The 15250-nt window shown below is 45.5% G+C and carries 14 protein-coding genes and 1 tRNA gene; 2 read left to right on the forward strand and 13 right to left on the reverse strand.

Annotated elements, in window-relative coordinates; translation table 11 throughout:
- Positions 1-34 precede the first annotated feature (34 nt).
- From eno to ACU1JV_RS20865, 6 genes are all read right to left on the reverse strand, one after another.
- Positions 35-1321: a phosphopyruvate hydratase gene (gene eno / locus ACU1JV_RS20840; RefSeq protein ID WP_165084372.1), complete on the reverse strand. Its 1287-nt coding sequence runs from the start codon at positions 1319-1321 to the stop codon at positions 35-37.
- 63 nt (positions 1322-1384) lie between these two features.
- On the reverse strand, positions 1385-2929 hold the full coding sequence (gene gpmI, locus ACU1JV_RS20845; protein ID WP_165084370.1) for a 2,3-bisphosphoglycerate-independent phosphoglycerate mutase: 1545 nt from the start codon (positions 2927-2929) through the stop codon (positions 1385-1387).
- Between the two features lies 1 nt (position 2930).
- Entirely contained in the window at positions 2931-3683 is a 753-nt protein-coding gene (gene tpiA, locus ACU1JV_RS20850) for a triose-phosphate isomerase (protein ID WP_013308264.1), read from the reverse strand.
- 59 nt (positions 3684-3742) lie between these two features.
- Positions 3743-4924 carry a phosphoglycerate kinase gene (locus ACU1JV_RS20855; protein WP_044786793.1) on the reverse strand — a complete coding sequence of 394 codons (1182 nt, stop codon included), beginning with the start codon at positions 4922-4924 and terminating at the stop codon, positions 3743-3745.
- A gap of 123 nt (positions 4925-5047) precedes the next feature.
- Positions 5048-6058 (reverse strand): type I glyceraldehyde-3-phosphate dehydrogenase, encoded by a 1011-nt coding sequence (gene gap / locus ACU1JV_RS20860; protein ID WP_013368817.1) that lies wholly within the window; start codon positions 6056-6058, stop codon positions 5048-5050.
- A gap of 92 nt (positions 6059-6150) precedes the next feature.
- Positions 6151-7188: a sugar-binding transcriptional regulator gene (locus ACU1JV_RS20865; protein WP_013368816.1), complete on the reverse strand. Its 1038-nt coding sequence runs from the start codon at positions 7186-7188 to the stop codon at positions 6151-6153.
- 259 nt (positions 7189-7447) lie between these two features.
- Here ACU1JV_RS20865 and ACU1JV_RS20870 point away from each other — a divergent pair.
- Together ACU1JV_RS20870 and clpP are read left to right on the forward strand one after the other, a co-directional pair.
- Positions 7448-7519, forward strand: a tRNA-Arg gene (locus tag ACU1JV_RS20870).
- Between the two features lie 211 nt (positions 7520-7730).
- Positions 7731-8327 (forward strand): ATP-dependent Clp endopeptidase proteolytic subunit ClpP, encoded by a 597-nt coding sequence (gene clpP / locus ACU1JV_RS20875; protein ID WP_013368815.1) that lies wholly within the window; start codon positions 7731-7733, stop codon positions 8325-8327.
- A gap of 112 nt (positions 8328-8439) precedes the next feature.
- On the opposite strand, the gene ACU1JV_RS20880 is transcribed toward clpP, so the two are convergent.
- From ACU1JV_RS20880 to ACU1JV_RS20910, 7 genes are all read right to left on the reverse strand, one after another.
- Positions 8440-9549 (reverse strand): PdaC/SigV domain-containing protein, encoded by a 1110-nt coding sequence (locus ACU1JV_RS20880; protein ID WP_413987306.1) that lies wholly within the window; start codon positions 9547-9549, stop codon positions 8440-8442.
- Positions 9550-9786: 237 nt separating this feature from the next.
- Positions 9787-10542 (reverse strand): SIMPL domain-containing protein, encoded by a 756-nt coding sequence (locus ACU1JV_RS20885; protein ID WP_137077578.1) that lies wholly within the window; start codon positions 10540-10542, stop codon positions 9787-9789.
- Positions 10543-10815: 273 nt separating this feature from the next.
- On the reverse strand, positions 10816-11085 hold the full coding sequence (locus tag ACU1JV_RS20890) for an HPr family phosphocarrier protein (protein ID WP_013368811.1): 270 nt from the start codon (positions 11083-11085) through the stop codon (positions 10816-10818).
- Positions 11086-11220: 135 nt separating this feature from the next.
- Positions 11221-12165 carry a DNA-binding protein WhiA gene (gene whiA / locus ACU1JV_RS20895; RefSeq protein ID WP_013368810.1) on the reverse strand — a complete coding sequence of 315 codons (945 nt, stop codon included), beginning with the start codon at positions 12163-12165 and terminating at the stop codon, positions 11221-11223.
- A 5-nt stretch (positions 12166-12170) separates the two neighbouring features.
- Complete coding sequence (locus ACU1JV_RS20900; RefSeq protein ID WP_013368809.1) at positions 12171-13157, reverse strand: gluconeogenesis factor YvcK family protein; 987 nt, start codon at positions 13155-13157, stop codon at positions 12171-12173.
- Between the two features lie 12 nt (positions 13158-13169).
- A complete protein-coding gene (rapZ, locus tag ACU1JV_RS20905; RefSeq protein ID WP_013368808.1) occupies positions 13170-14069 on the reverse strand; it encodes an RNase adapter RapZ in 900 nt (299 codons plus the stop codon).
- Between the two features lie 63 nt (positions 14070-14132).
- Positions 14133-15083: an ROK family glucokinase gene (locus tag ACU1JV_RS20910; RefSeq protein ID WP_058831115.1), complete on the reverse strand. Its 951-nt coding sequence runs from the start codon at positions 15081-15083 to the stop codon at positions 14133-14135.
- Positions 15084-15250 lie beyond the last annotated feature (167 nt).

Here is a 15250-nt window from a genome sequence, read left to right on the forward strand (position 1 = left end):
TAGACCCGAGGCGCCACCAGCATTTTTAGCAATATTATTTCTTCAGGTTGTAGAAAGATTTCAGGCCGTGGTATTGAGCCAGTTCACCCAGTTGATCCTCAATGCGGAGCAATTGGTTGTACTTCGCAATACGGTCAGTACGGGAAGGAGCACCAGTTTTGATTTGGCCTGCATTTGTTGCAACAGCGATATCAGCGATTGTGCTGTCTTCGGATTCACCGGAACGGTGAGAGATTACAGCTGTGTATCCTGCACGTTTAGCCAATTCGATAGCATCGAATGTTTCAGTCAGCGTACCGATTTGGTTTACTTTGATCAGGATAGAGTTACCGATGTTTTCATTGATACCTTTAGCCAGACGCTCTGTGTTAGTTACGAACAGGTCGTCACCAACCAATTGGATTTTGTTGCCCAGTTTTTCAGTGAGCAATTTCCAACCTTCCCAGTCATCTTCGGAGCAACCATCTTCAATAGTGATGATTGGGTATTTATCAACCCAAGAAGCAAGCAGATCAACGAACTCAGCAGAAGTGAAGGATTTGCCTTCGCCTTCCAAAGTGTATTTTCCATCTTTGAAGAACTCAGTGGAAGCAACGTCCATACCGAGGAATACGTCAACGCCTGGTTTGTAACCAGCTTTTTCGATCGCTTCGATAATAGTGGACAGAGCTTCTTCGTTGGATTTGAAGTTAGGAGCAAAACCACCTTCATCACCAACAGCTGTGTTCAAGCCTTTGGAATTCAGTACGGATTTCAGGTTGTGGAAGATTTCTGCGCCAACACGCAGAGCTTCTTTGAATGTAGGAGCGCCTACAGGCAGAACCATGAATTCTTGTACGTCAACGTTGTTGTCGGCATGAGCACCACCGTTAACGATGTTCATCATTGGTACTGGCAATTGTTTAGCGTTGAATCCGCCCAGGTAAGTGTACAGTGGCAAGCCCAGAGCTTCAGCAGCAGCGCGAGCTACAGCCATGGATACAGCCAGAATTGCATTCGCACCCAGTTTACCTTTGTTTGGAGTACCGTCCAATTTGATCATCAATGTATCGATTTCTACTTGGTTCACAGCATCCAAGCCGATTACTTCAGGAGCAATAATTTCGTTCACGTTTTTAACAGCTTGCAGAACGCCTTTGCCCAGGTAACGGGATTTGTCGTTATCGCGAAGCTCTACAGCTTCGTGAGCGCCTGTGGATGCACCAGAAGGAACGATAGCGCGACCAATCGCACCGGATTCCAGATATACTTCAACTTCAACCGTAGGGTTACCACGGGAGTCGAGGACTTCGCGAGCGTACACGTCAGAAATAATAGTCATTTGTACTTAATCTCCTTTGTAATTCATAATTTATTGGACAAGCCTATACTTATTAAATCAAGCTTACTTGCGGGATGCAATCATAGATTTTCCTGTCATTTCCGCAGGTTGCGGAAGTTGCATCAAATCCAGAAGCGTTGGAGCTACGTCAGCCAGAATTCCATGCTCACGCAGAACGATATTTTCGTCAGTCAAAATGAACGGAACCGGATTCGTTGTGTGAGCTGTGAACGGACGTCCCTGCTCATCAATTTCCATATCCGCGTTACCATGGTCAGCGATGATAATTACCACGCCACCTTTGGCTTTAACTGCATCTACAACACGTCCAACACATTCATCCGTCGTCTCTACTGCCTTAATTGTTGGTTCCAGCATACCGGAGTGTCCAACCATATCCGGATTGGCAAAGTTCAGGATAATCGCATCATGCTTGTCAGCTTCGATTTCCTTAACAGCAGCATCCGCTACTTCATACGCACTCATTTCAGGCTGCAGATCATATGTAGCCACTTTAGGCGAATTGATCAAAATACGAGTTTCGCCAGGAAGCTCCACATCGCGTCCGCCACTGAAAAAGAAAGTAACGTGCGGATACTTTTCTGTCTCAGCAATACGCAATTGCTTTTTGTTGTTTTGTACCAGCACTTCACCAAACGTGTTGTCCAGATTTTTCGGTTCATAGGCAACAAAGCCTCCAACCGTTTCACTGAACAAGGTCAGGCAAACAAAGTGCAGATCCTTAGGCCATTTTGGCCCACGGTCAAAACCACGGAAATCTTCATTGGTAAATACTTGAGACAATTGAATCGCACGGTCAGGACGGAAATTCAGGAATACGACAGAGTCATTGCTTTCGACCAGCCCTACAGGGCTTCCATCAGCCTTCACAATAACAGTTGGTTCCACGAATTCATCGAACACTGACTTTTCATACGATTCCTTCAATGCTTCGAGTGGGTCGGTGTATTGAGGACCTTCACCGTATACGATTGCACGGTAAGACTTCTCAACACGTTCCCAACGTTTGTCGCGGTCCATTGCATAATAGCGCCCTTGTACGGTTGCAATTTGGCCAATGCCCACTTCCTGAATTTTAGCGACCAGTTGTTGCATAAAGCCTACGCCGCTATCAGGCATAACGTCACGTCCATCCATGAAAGCATGAATGTACACTTCAGTTAATCCTTCTTTTTTAGCCAGATCCAGCATAGCGAACAGATGGCTGATATGGCTATGCACACCACCGTCGGACAGAAGTCCGTACAGGTGAAGTTTAGTGTTGTTCTTCTTCGCATGTTGCACGGCTTTAACCAATGTTTCATTGTCGAAGAACTCGCCTTCACGGATGGACTTCGAAATACGAGTCAAATCTTGATATACAATTCGACCTGCGCCGATGTTCAAGTGACCTACTTCGGAGTTACCCATTTGTCCTTCCGGCAGACCCACCGCTTCACCAGAAGCCGTCAACGTGGTATGTGGATACTGTTTTAAATACTGGTCGTAATTCGGTTTGTTGGCCTGTGCAACCGCATTGCCTTCCACAGTGTCACGCAGTCCGAATCCGTCCATAATAATTAAAGCTACCGGTTTTGGTGCTGTCATCTTACTTCGCCCCCTCAACAAGCGCGATGTACGACGCCGGTTGAAGACTGGCACCGCCCACGAGCGCGCCGTCAATATCGCTTTGACCCAGGTACTCAGTAACATTTTCAGGTTTTACACTACCACCGTACTGAATACGTACAGCATTTGCTGTATTTTCATCATACAGCTCTTTAATCAGACTACGGATGTAGGAAATCACTTCATTCGCATCCTGCGAAGTAGAGGATTTGCCTGTTCCGATGGCCCAGATTGGCTCATAAGCAACTACGACTTGTGCTGCTTGATCTTTAGCCAGACCAGCAAAAGCTGCTACAGTTTGCACTTTTACAACTTCTTTGGTTTGACCTGCTTCACGGTCTTCCAGCTTTTCGCCTACACATACAATTGGTGTCAGGCCATGACGGAATGCTGCATGAACCTTTTTGTTCACCGTTTCGTCTGTTTCGTTGAAATACTCACGACGCTCGGAGTGTCCGATCACAACGTAGTCTACGCCCAGATCTTTAAGCATTCCGCCGCTGATTTCACCTGTAAATGCGCCATCTTCTGCAAAGTGCAGGTTTTGTGCGCCGATTTTAATAGATGTGCCTTTTACTGCTTCAACCAGAGCAGGAAGATTTGTAAATGGAGCACATATAACGCTCTCCACTCCTGCAACCTCTGCTTTACCTTTGATCTCTTCGATGAAGGTTTTAGCTTCTGGTACGGTTTTGAACATCTTCCAGTTACCCGCGATAATCGGTGTTCTCAATGGTTTCAACTCCTAACTATTAGGTGCCCTAAAGCCTTTATTACGCGTAATGCGTTTGATTATTTATCGTTAAGTGCAACAACACCCGGAAGTGCTTTGCCTTCCATGAATTCCAGGGATGCGCCGCCGCCAGTGGAGATGTGATCCATTTTGTCAGCCAAGTGGAATTTTTCAGCCGCAGCCGCAGAATCACCGCCACCAATGATGGTGTATGCTTCTGTTGTAGCACAAGCTTCCGCTACTTCACGAGTACCGCCAGCGAAAGGCTCGATTTCAAATACACCCATTGGTCCATTCCAAACAACCAATTTGGAGTTTTTGATAACATCTGCATAAATTTTACGAGTTTTCGGTCCGATATCCACGCCTTCCCAATCTGCAGGAATGCCGTCGATGTCCACAATGTTCGTGTTCGCTGTAGCGCTGAAATCGTCAGAGATAACGATATCCACAGGAAGGTAGAAGTTTTTGCCAAGCTTCTTCGCTTTTTCAATAAATCCAAGAGCTACGTCCAGTTTGGATTCATCCAGCAAAGATTGACCCACTTCATGACCTTGAGCTTTGAAGAATGTATAAGTCAAACCGCCGCCAATAATTACGTTATCTGCAATGTTCAGCAGGTTGTCGATTACGTCGATTTTGTCTTTTACTTTGGAACCACCAATAATGGCTGTAAAAGGACGATCTGGATTCGACAAAGCTTTACCAATAACAGACAACTCTTTTTCCATCAGCAAGCCGGAAACAGCCGGAAGGAAATGCGCGATACCTTCTGTAGAAGCATGAGCACGGTGTGCTGCACCAAAAGCATCATTCACGAAAATGTCAGCCAGTTCAGCAAATTGCTTAGCCAGTTCAGGATCATTTTTCTCTTCTCCTGGGTAGAAGCGTACATTTTCAAGCAATAGCACATCGCCGTTTTGCAGTTCAGCCACTTTCGCTTTAACAGCTTCACCAACTGCTTCGTCCACTTTAACAACTGGCTTTTTCAGCAGTTCGGACAAACGTACACCAGCAGCAGTCAGACGCATGGATTCAACGACTTGACCCTTTGGACGTCCAAAGTGACTCGCCAAAATAACTTTCGCACCTTTTTCAATCAGGTAGTTAATGGTTGGCAAGGTTTCGCGAATACGCTTGTCATCTGTAATTTTACCATCTTCAACCGGAACGTTAAAATCTACACGAACAAACACCCGTTTTCCATTCAGTTCTATATCACGTACGCTCTTTTTGTTCATCTCCATATTCCTCCGCACCCTTATAATTTTACGAAACAGGAATTTAAGGCACATTTTGATATATAAAGAGCGGAAACAATAACACCTGTTTCCGCTCTATGATGTTGCTCGATAAGGAAATTCTTATTTAGCCAATTTAGCGAAGTATTCCAAAGTACGGATCAATTGTGCAGTGTAGGACATTTCGTTGTCGTACCAAGCTACAGTTTTAACCAGTTGTTTGTCGCCAACAGTCAGAACTTTAGTTTGAGTTGCATCAAACAGGGATCCGAAAGTCAGACCTTTGATGTCAGAAGAAACGATTTGATCTTCAGTGTATCCGTAAGTTTCAGGATCGGAAGCTTCTTTCATCGCTGCGTTGATTTCTTCAGCAGTTACGTTTTTCTCCAGAACTGTTACCAGCTCAGTCAGGGAACCTGTTGGTACTGGAACACGTTGAGCTGCGCCATCCAATTTACCTTTCAGCTCAGGGATAACCAGACCGATTGCTTTAGCAGCACCAGTAGTGTTAGGGATGATGTTTTCAGCTGCTGCGCGAGCACGACGGAAGTCACCTTTAGCATGTGGAGCATCCAAAGTGTTTTGGTCGCCAGTGTAAGCGTGAATTGTAGTCATCAAGCCTTCAACGATACCAAATTTGTCTTGCAATGTTTTAGCCATAGGAGCCAGGCAGTTAGTTGTGCAAGAAGCACCGGAAATTACAGTTTCAGATCCGTCCAGAATTTCATGGTTTACGTTGTAAACGACAGTTTTCATGTCGCCAGTAGCTGGAGCGGAGATAACAACTTTTTTAGCGCCGCCTTTCAAATGTTTCTCAGCAGCTTCTTTAGTTGTGAAGAAACCTGTGCATTCCAGAACGATGTCTACACCCAGGTCTCCCCAAGGCAATTCTTCAGGGTTACGGTTAGCCAAAACTTTAACTTCTTTACCATTTACTTTGAAGAAACCGTCATGTACTTCTACTTCCCCTTGGAAAGTACCTTGTGTTGTATCATATTTCAACAGATGTGCCAGCATTTTGGAATCTGTCAAGTCGTTAATTGCTACTACTTCAATACCTTCTACGTCTTGAATACGGCGGAAAGCAAGGCGTCCAATACGTCCGAAACCGTTAATACCAACTTTAACTGTCATGAGTGAGTTCCTCCCAAAGTTCGTTTAGTTTAGTTTTATATATTCAAGACAGACCCGAAAGCCCGTCAAGACAACACAATTAAAAAACCTTATTAATCTCTTAAATAACGGCTTACAATCTCGGCAGCAGCGCCTTCGTCGGTGACAAGAATGTCTTCCTGTCCGAAACGCAATACCGCATGAATAGCAGCCGCCTTGCTCTTGCCTCCAGCCACACCTAACACCGTCTCCGTGCGCCTGATGTCCTCCAAACGGAGTCCAAGCGTCAGCATTCTGTGAACAACGACGCCGTCTTCGTTAAAATAATAACCAAACGATTCGGCGACCGCGCCCTCATTGCTGATCTGGGCGAAGGTTTCAGGGTCAAGCTTGCGTCTGTGGGCCATTGCTATGGCGTTGCCTATCCCGTGAATGATAATACGACTTTCTCGAATCAGGCTCAATATATCCTGAATATTCGTATCCTCAAGCAAGGAGTTGTAAGCATGATTGCTGAGCAAATCCGGTACATGGAGCAGACGGTATTGAGCGCCGACCTTGCGAGCCATCGTGGAAGCAATTGTATTTGCCTGCATTTCCATGCTCTCTCCCAAACCCCCGCGTGCCGGTACAAACCATCCGCCTTTAAGCGGGCCGTTAGCAGGTAATGTCAGTTGTTCCGCCACATCTGCAATCGTCGTGCCACCTGTTACAGCGACCACGTCCTCGTCATCCATAACACTCAGCAGCGCCTTTGCGCCAGCACGGCCCAGTTCCTGCTTTGCTAACGGTGAAGCATCCGAATCCCCTGGAACGACAACCACCTTCCTCAAACCGTAGGCTTGACGAATCTGATCCTCCAATTGGGACAGGCCGAACAAGTTGTTCGCAATCGGCTCCAGCTGTTCCAGCAGATCCAGTCCTGCTTTGCTCACCTTCATGCCCACACTCTCAATCTCAATTAGCCCTTGCGCTTTAAGGAGATCAGTCTCAGCGCGCAGTACGCGCTCGGTCATATCCAGTGAAGCTGCCAGTGTTCTGCGTCCAATAACTTCGGACAGCATGATCTGATGCAGGATCGTGTACCTTTTTTTCAAAACATCCATGAGGTCGGGCAGAAGCTGCTTCTGTATTTCTAATATCTTTCGCATGCTTTCCACTCCCGCACACTTCTAAGTTCTGTCTCTATGCTATATCTCTAACTGGTCTTAAAATGTCCCGGGATAACTTTTTAAGTCCCACGTATATCTTACCCAATATTTGCTTCACATGCAAGTCTATCTGAACCTATATTTCTCAACTTTTTATGTGAATATGCGCACGTAATAAAAGCTTGCAATTCAATGCCGTATATCATATAATCATCTTTGTTTCCAATTAATTAGTTAGTTGCTTGTAATGTTCATCTGTGCGCCCGTGGTCCAACGGATATGACGTAGGCCTCCGGAGCCTGAGATCGAGGTTCGATTCCTCGCGGGCGCGTCGTTTTATATGATTGGCTAATTGTTCCATATAATGTTTTTAACCAAAAAGAGCGCTGAGCGCTCTTTTTTTAATCAATAGTTTGACTTTCTTTGACTTTTTGTTTGAAATTGTTTATCATGTGGTTAATACGGTAACAGTTTATAAATAGGGATGTGTAATCGGCATATCCACCAAATCCACTAACGATATTTAAGGGAGGTTTTTTGACGTGAGCTATGTTCCTATGGTAGTAGAACAAAGTAACCGCGGCGAACGCGCCTATGACATTTATTCCAGACTGTTGAAGGATCGCATTATTTTGTTAGGCTCGGACGTCAATGACGTTGTAGCCAACTCAATTATTGCACAAATGCTGTTTTTGGCTGCTGAAGATCCTGAAAAAGACATTCACTTGTATATTAACAGTCCTGGCGGTTCCATCACAGCTGGTATGGCCATTTTCGATACGATGCAATACATTAAACCTGACGTATCTACCATTTGTGTAGGTATGGCTGCTTCTATGGGCGCTTTCTTGCTGAATGCAGGTGCCAAAGGCAAACGTTTTGCCTTGCCAAACAGTGAAATTATGATTCACCAGCCACTGGGCGGTGCACAAGGACAGGCAACGGATATCGAAATTCGCGCCCGTCGCATTCTGAAAATGCGTGACAAATTGAACCGCATTCTCGCAGATCGCACAGGTCAACCACTGGAACGCATCGAAAAAGACACAGACCGTGACTATTTCATGTCCGCTGATGATGCCAAAGAATACGGTATTATTGATAAAGTGTTAACTAGCTCCTCTCCAGAAGGTGTATAAGAAAAGTAGTTTACTTCTGAATAGCTGGTAAATAGAAAGGCTGCCTCGGATTTTTGTATCCAGTAGGCAGCCTTTTTGATTTGCTATTTTTTAAAAATATAGGTCATCCAAATTATTGATTTTGTCTCGCAAAAGGCTTTGCGCCCTGAGGCAGCAGTTGAGCGAACGAGTAAGTAAACTCCGGAATTCCATACGCGTATGGAGCATAATCATACAAATCAAACACGATGGTTACTCCACTGTTGGTCACATAAAAATTCTGATCTGCGGCCAACTCTTTAAATTTTTCAAAACCTTCGCCAGCCTGGAGCGCATCAATTTTTTTCTTCAAATCAGCATTCAAAAACTTTTTATAGTTCGGATTTGCCTTCAATACGTCAGACAATTGCAGCAGCTTGCCATCAGCGAGCGAGAACGTGTATCCTTTACGCGCCGTCATACCATGTGCGCCACCTGTATACGAGTAGTCCTGCATAATCACACTTAGAATACCGTCCTTGTTATAGGCAATTGCAAAATCATTCTCGAAATCATACGGTCTTTCTGCTGTAACCTCTCCCTCTGCCACCATCTTTTTGCCTGCTGCCAATACTGTCTCTGCATGCTTTTTTAGCACATTATTAATGGCCTGTTGAGCCTCAGGATTCAGCTGGCTGCCGCTGATTTGTGGATACTTAATCTTATAAGAGACCTTTGCATTACTCGAAGCTGGAAGCGTCTGAGATGCAATTGTGATTGGATTTAGCTGGCTTTTACTTAATGTTACGGTTTTCTGAACTGCATTCCACTGAGCATCTATACCCAGATAGTCTTTCAGCAGACTCATAGGAATGTACAGCTTCCCGGCGATCATTTTGGCATCCATGCTGCGCGTGTTGATTCCGTTCACATTGACATAGGCATCCGAGGAGGAGACCACGATATAGAGCTTGTTGTACCCACTCCCCACTGTATATGTCCCTTCTTTGGTGTCATAGCTCACCGGAATTCCCAAGCTGTCACGCAGTGCTGCCACTGGAATCATGGTGTTCCCGTTCACTTGAATACCTTTAGCGGCCAACGTTTTACCATTCCATTGGATGGCGATCCCTGGCTGCTGTGTTGTCGCTTGCTGCTGTTTGGTCGATGCTGCCCCAATATAGGAAACGGGAATAACCGCAACCCCTGCTAAAATTCCCGCTGCCAGCAATGCTGAGCCCCATTTTTTTGTATGTTTGTTCATCGTAAGTATTCCTCCTATTGCAAATCTGTATAATCTATGTGTTTTGATCACTTTTCTTATTATATCTATACCCTATTGTATGTAGTTTACAATCTGTACACTCTCTGATTTCAATCTGTACACCTAACAGCCATTAGCTATGACAGACTCATTACAAAACGGTTTCAATAGACAAAAGAAGCCAACAAGTCATCCTGCAATGTTGCAGGCGCTTGCGGCTCCGCTTAATGGTCTATACTAGTTCATCTCATATTGGGCAGACACTTGGACTTTCACCGTTACTTGACCCGACTGTATCTCTGTTCCGCCACTCATATCCATGAGCGCTTTGGACATGGCATTCTCACGTTGTGTGAAAACCTGAGCTTCCCCGCCATCTACTGTAACATTCACCAGAGCTCCTAAACCGCGTTTAGCTGATTTTGCTACGGCACTTGCTTTGGATTGAGCATTATCCAACGCCTTTGCAATGGCTGCTTCCTCATAAGCGGAAGGATTCTCTACGGAAAACTGTATATTATCTACGTTGTTTGCACCGGAGTTTGTTGCCTCATCCAACAGTTGACCAATTTTGTCCAAATTGCGGTATTTCACTGAAAGTGTATGGTTGGCCATGTAGCCTTTGAGCTTTTGTCCTTCTTTCTCGTTATAGGTATAGTTAGGCTGTACAGAGAACTGGCTTGTCTGAATATCGTCTGCACTAATGCTCCATTTTTCTTTTAACAGCTGTGTGACCTTGTTTATTTTCGCAGCATTGGCTTTTTGAGCAGCAGCAGCGGTGTTCCCTTCCGATTGCACACCAATAGAGAGATAAGCGATATCTGGCTTAGCCATTATTTCACCACTTCCACTCACGTTAATTACACCATTCGCCGTCGTCGCCGTTGCTGCATAAGCGCGATCAGCTCCCGTCCACAGCCCTCCTGCTATTCCCCCAGCTAATAATGCTCCTGCAAGAATTGCTGTGCTTACTGTTTTTGTCCAAACTCTCATTGTAGTCAGCCTCTTTCTTGAAAATGTTTGTACCTTCCAGACGGAAAAAACGGGAAAAGGTTGCAGTCAAGCGGTATAAATTTCCGAAACAGAGCATTACCTAGGGGTTTTAACTATTTGTAGCTTGGACTTAACGCGGTCGCTATATTCAAATAAATATACATAAATAGCTTAATGGCGGGGCTGGTTGAATGCTTTTTTCTGGATACAAAAAAAAGCCCCCGAGGGGGCTTTCACTAAGAGCATACATCATATCACAAAGCAAATGCTCGTTTATTGATTTTCTAGCTCTACCTTACTAACCAGACTTACTAAAGCGTTTACAGCCTGTTCGGCGTCCGCACCTTCAGCACTAATATTGATTTCAGTACCTGTACTGATGGCGAGGCTCATAATACCCATGATGCTCTTGGCATTAACCTTTTTGTCTTCTTTTTCCACAAAAATTTCAGATGAATATTTATTCGCTTCCTGTACGAACAACGCAGCAGGTCTGGCGTGCAGTCCTGTTTTCAAGCGTACAACTACTGGATGTTTTGACATGTCAGCTTACCCCCTCATCAAATAAATCTGGACGCTATTTACTCCATTTTATTTATCACATTATAACATTAACCCGGGACAGACACTAGAAAAAAAACTAAAAAAACCGGTTCTAAAAGCCCCACAGACCCTCTTTTACGGAATCAGGCCGTTTTCCCCCCTGATTTTGTCAGCCATCTCATCAATTTTGCGAAGTCGATGATTTACACCCGATTTACTCACGACCCCTTTGAGCATTTCCCCGACTTCTTTTAAATTCAAATCGGGATGAGCAAGCCGAATTTCTGCCACTTCACGCAGTTTATCTGGCAAGGTCTCCAAACCAACTTCCCTCTCCAGCAACTTAATATTCTCAATTTGCCGGACAGCAGCTCCGATCGTCTTGTTCAAATTAGCTGTTTCGCAATTAACAATACGGTTTACGGAATTGCGCATATCGCGCATGATACGTACATCTTCAAATTTGAACAAGGCTTGGTGCGCCCCAATGATACTGAGCAGCTCAATGATCTTCTCGCCTTCCTTGATGTAAAGGATAAAGCCTTTTTTTCGCTCAATACAGCGGGCATTGAGATGAAACTCATTAGCGAGATCAACTAGCGCCTGACAATGCTCCTCATACATCGAAGAAATTTCAAGGTGGTAAGACGATCCCTCTGGATTATTCACAGAGCCACCTGCCATAAAGGCACCCCGCAGATAAGCCCGCTTACAACAGTTTTTCCGAATGATATCCCGATTAATCCCGTCAGTGAACAAGAAACCTTCTGAGACAATATAAAGCTCCTTTAGCAGCTCTTGTACACCATTAGGAATACGGACAATATACACATTATTTTTTTTCAAGCGCATTTTTTTCCGTACAAGCAGTTCGATGTGAAGTTGAAAATGCTTTTTGATCAAGGAGTAAATCCGCCTTGCAATCGCGGCATTTTCTGTGGACACGTCCAATATCACCCTTTTATTCGACAGTTGTACGGATCCGAGCATACGTATGAGCGCAGACAGTTCCGCTTTTTCACAGCAGGGCTGGCTTTCAATCATCGTAAGCTCTTTTTTCGTTTGTGCCGCAAAGGACAAGGGACTCACCTCCTTCTTAACATCCAGTTTTGTACCAATTGGTAAATATGCTGGCTCAGTTTGTCGGCGTCATGCCGTAAATACGTGCGGAACAGAACTAACGTATCTGCCACTACTTTATATCCTCGATCAGCCAGCTCGCCCATGTCTACTTGAACAGGCTTAGCTCCCTGCTCGGCATACATCTCCTGTACTTGGGGTGGAATTTCTCCGTTATTTACAATGACATAGTCGAACAGATGATGTCCTACATGCTCATAGATCGCTTGCAGGTGATCTCCCACTGTATAGCCATCGGTTTCCCCCGGCTGGGTCATCACGTTGCAGACAAATATTTTGATAGCATCTGATTTCACCACAGCCTCAGCAAGTTTCGGTACAAGCAAATTCGGTAAAATGCTGGTATATAGACTGCCGGGACCAATCAGAATCGCATCGGCTTCATTAATGGCTTCCACAGCCTCAGGCAACGGCTCCACGTGAGTCGGTTCAAGAAAAACACGTTTGATTCGTCCGCCCGCTTCTGGGATTTTGGACTCCCCGGTGATCACCGTGCCATCCTCCATCTCGGCGCTGAGCACAACGCCTTCCTCAGCCGCCGGTAGTACACGCCCTCGGACAGCAAATACACGGCTAAGCTCACGCACCGCCGTTACAAAATCCCCCGATATATCAGTCATCGCTGCTAAGATCAAATTCCCCAGACTATGGCCTGACAATCCTGATCCAGCACCGAAACGGTATTTTAGCATATCTGACATTACTGGTTCCACGTCAGCCAAGGCAGTCAGCACATTGCGGATATCCCCTGGAGGGGGCATCTGCAGCTCACTGCGCAATATCCCGGAGCTTCCGCCATCGTCAGCGACTGTAACAATAGCCGTAATATCCAGCGGCTTTTGCTTCAAGCCCCGCAGCATGACGGACAAGCCGGTTCCGCCGCCCATAACAACAATACGTGGGCGCTCCCGTTGTGATCCGGTCTCTTTCATGATTTCACCTCATTAATGCCGGTCCCGATCAGCATCCCGATGCGAAACAGAAACGGATTCTGTCTCGCTGGCACCCAGCATTTTTCCTAAATACTCCGATATTGCAACTGAACGATGCTTACCTCCAGTACAGCCAATACCGATAATGACCTGGCTTTTACCTTCTTTGCGATACTGCGGAATCAAAAAGTGCAACATATCCAGCAACTTGGTCAGGAACGCCTGAGTCTCCGGCCACTTCATGACATAATCATATACATCGCTATCCTGTCCCGTGTGTGGACGTAGCTGGTCCACATAGTGGGGATTAGGCAGGAAGCGCACATCGAATACAAGATCGGCATCAATGGGAATACCATATTTGAAGCCAAAAGAAGTAATATTCACGGACAGCATACTGCTCTCCAGATGAGAAAATCTCGAAATAATCCTCGCCTTTAAGGTTGCGGGCTTCATCGTACTTGTATCAATAACCTGTGTAGCGGAGCTTTTGAGTTCCTCCAACATCTTACGCTCCAAACGAATCCCATCCAAAGGCATACCATCTGGAGCAAGCGGATGCCGTCGACGGCTTTCTTTGTACCGCTGTACGAGAACACCGTCATTCGCATTCAAGAATAAAATTTCACAATGAATCGTAAAATGATCTTTAATATAATTAAGCGATTCCGACAAGGCGGTGAAAAATTCTCGTCCGCGTAAATCAATGACAAGAGCCACTTTGCCTATTTTACCGTTAGACTGCTCAATCAACTCGGCAAATTTGGGAATCAGCACAGGGGGCAGATTATCAACGCAGAAGAAGCCCAAGTCTTCAAGGCTTTGCACCGCAATGGTCTTCCCTGCGCCTGACATCCCCGTAATAATAATGAGCGTTGCCCACGGCGCAGCATTTTTTAGATTGTCTGTCATATGGACTTCCCTCTCCTTCTGCTTCTTCGCTCTATGCCAGTACCCCTATCATCAACCTGTGGATTAGGAGCGTAGCAGCAACCCTGCAGCCCCTACGATACCCGCGTCATTCCCTAACACCGCTGGTACGATATATACACCTTTTTGAAGCGGTTCAGGTGCCAGCTTGGCGTATACGCGACGCATCTCTTCAAACAAAAAGTCGCCTGCTTTAGAAACACCGCCGCCTATAATAAACAATTCTGGATTGAGCACAGCGGCAACAGCTGCCATCGATTTCCCCAAATAAAAGGCAGCCCGGTTCACGATACGCAGCGCGACTTCATCCCCGGCTTTAGCAGCATCGAATACTTCCTTAGCAGCAATGTGATCTTCCAGCGCCAGAGAGGTCCGGTCGCCACGTTCCACAGCATCCTTGGCCATACGAATGATGCCTGTTGCGGAAGATACAGTTTCCAAGCAACCTATTTTGCCGCATCCACACTGAATAGCCTCCAGATCAGGCACGACGCTGATATGGCCAATTTCCCCAGCCATGCCCGAAGAACCTTGATATATTTTACCGTTTATAATAATACCGCCACCTACGCCTGTTCCCAGGGTATAGCATACGCAGTTTTCAATGCCTTTGCCTGCACCAGCCCAAGCCTCACCCAGCGCAGCAACATTCGCATCATTGTCTATTTTCACAGGCTTGCCAATCCGGTTCTCTAGGAGCGCACGGATCGGTACGTCACGAAAGCCAATATTAGGAGCGAGGACAATAATACCATCACGAACATTCGTAAAACCTGCAACGCCTGCACCGACACCCTTTAGTTGATCCCACTCATAAGGAGATTCCTCAACAATGTGCCGCACATATTTTTCGATATTACCAATGACAACGTCTACACCTTTATCGGTTTCGGTTGGTCCCTCATATGTGTGCAAAAGCTGTCCGTTTTCATTACAAATGCCGACTTTAATCGCGGTACCGCCCAAATCGACACCTACATAGATACTTTCAGACATGTTCCAAGCCACCTTTTATGTTTACTTAAAAATCTGGTATGAAATATAGCTTAAAATTCCTGCCTCATAATAGTAATCCTACGTTCCAACTATAATTGAAGCCCCCGTTACGGTCAAGGACACTTGCCTGTTGAAAAATGTACGATTAGCTGAACTTTTAACCTCAT

Source organism: Paenibacillus sp. T2-29 (assembly GCF_052921365.1).

What these genes read in the sequence shown, in the direction of transcription:
- ACU1JV_RS20855 (WP_044786793.1), bottom strand. Translation starts at nt 4,924, where the DNA reads ATGAACAAAAAGAGCGTACGTGATATAGAACTGAATGGAAAACGGGTG.
- gap (WP_013368817.1), bottom strand. Translation starts at nt 6,058, where the DNA reads ATGACAGTTAAAGTTGGTATTAACGGTTTCGGACGTATTGGACGCCTT.
- ACU1JV_RS20865 (WP_013368816.1), bottom strand. Translation starts at nt 7,188, where the DNA reads ATGCGAAAGATATTAGAAATACAGAAGCAGCTTCTGCCCGACCTCATG.
- gpmI (WP_165084370.1), bottom strand. Translation starts at nt 2,929, where the DNA reads ATGACAGCACCAAAACCGGTAGCTTTAATTATTATGGACGGATTCGGA.
- ACU1JV_RS20880 (WP_413987306.1), bottom strand. Translation starts at nt 9,549, where the DNA reads ATGAACAAACATACAAAAAAATGGGGCTCAGCATTGCTGGCAGCGGGA.
- ACU1JV_RS20910 (WP_058831115.1), bottom strand. Translation starts at nt 15,083, where the DNA reads ATGTCTGAAAGTATCTATGTAGGTGTCGATTTGGGCGGTACCGCGATT.
- ACU1JV_RS20900 (WP_013368809.1), bottom strand. Translation starts at nt 13,157, where the DNA reads ATGAAAGAGACCGGATCACAACGGGAGCGCCCACGTATTGTTGTTATG.
- rapZ (WP_013368808.1), bottom strand. Translation starts at nt 14,069, where the DNA reads ATGACAGACAATCTAAAAAATGCTGCGCCGTGGGCAACGCTCATTATT.
- eno (WP_165084372.1), bottom strand. Translation starts at nt 1,321, where the DNA reads ATGACTATTATTTCTGACGTGTACGCTCGCGAAGTCCTCGACTCCCGT.
- ACU1JV_RS20890 (WP_013368811.1), bottom strand. Translation starts at nt 11,085, where the DNA reads ATGTCAAAACATCCAGTAGTTGTACGCTTGAAAACAGGACTGCACGCC.
- ACU1JV_RS20885 (WP_137077578.1), bottom strand. Translation starts at nt 10,542, where the DNA reads ATGAGAGTTTGGACAAAAACAGTAAGCACAGCAATTCTTGCAGGAGCA.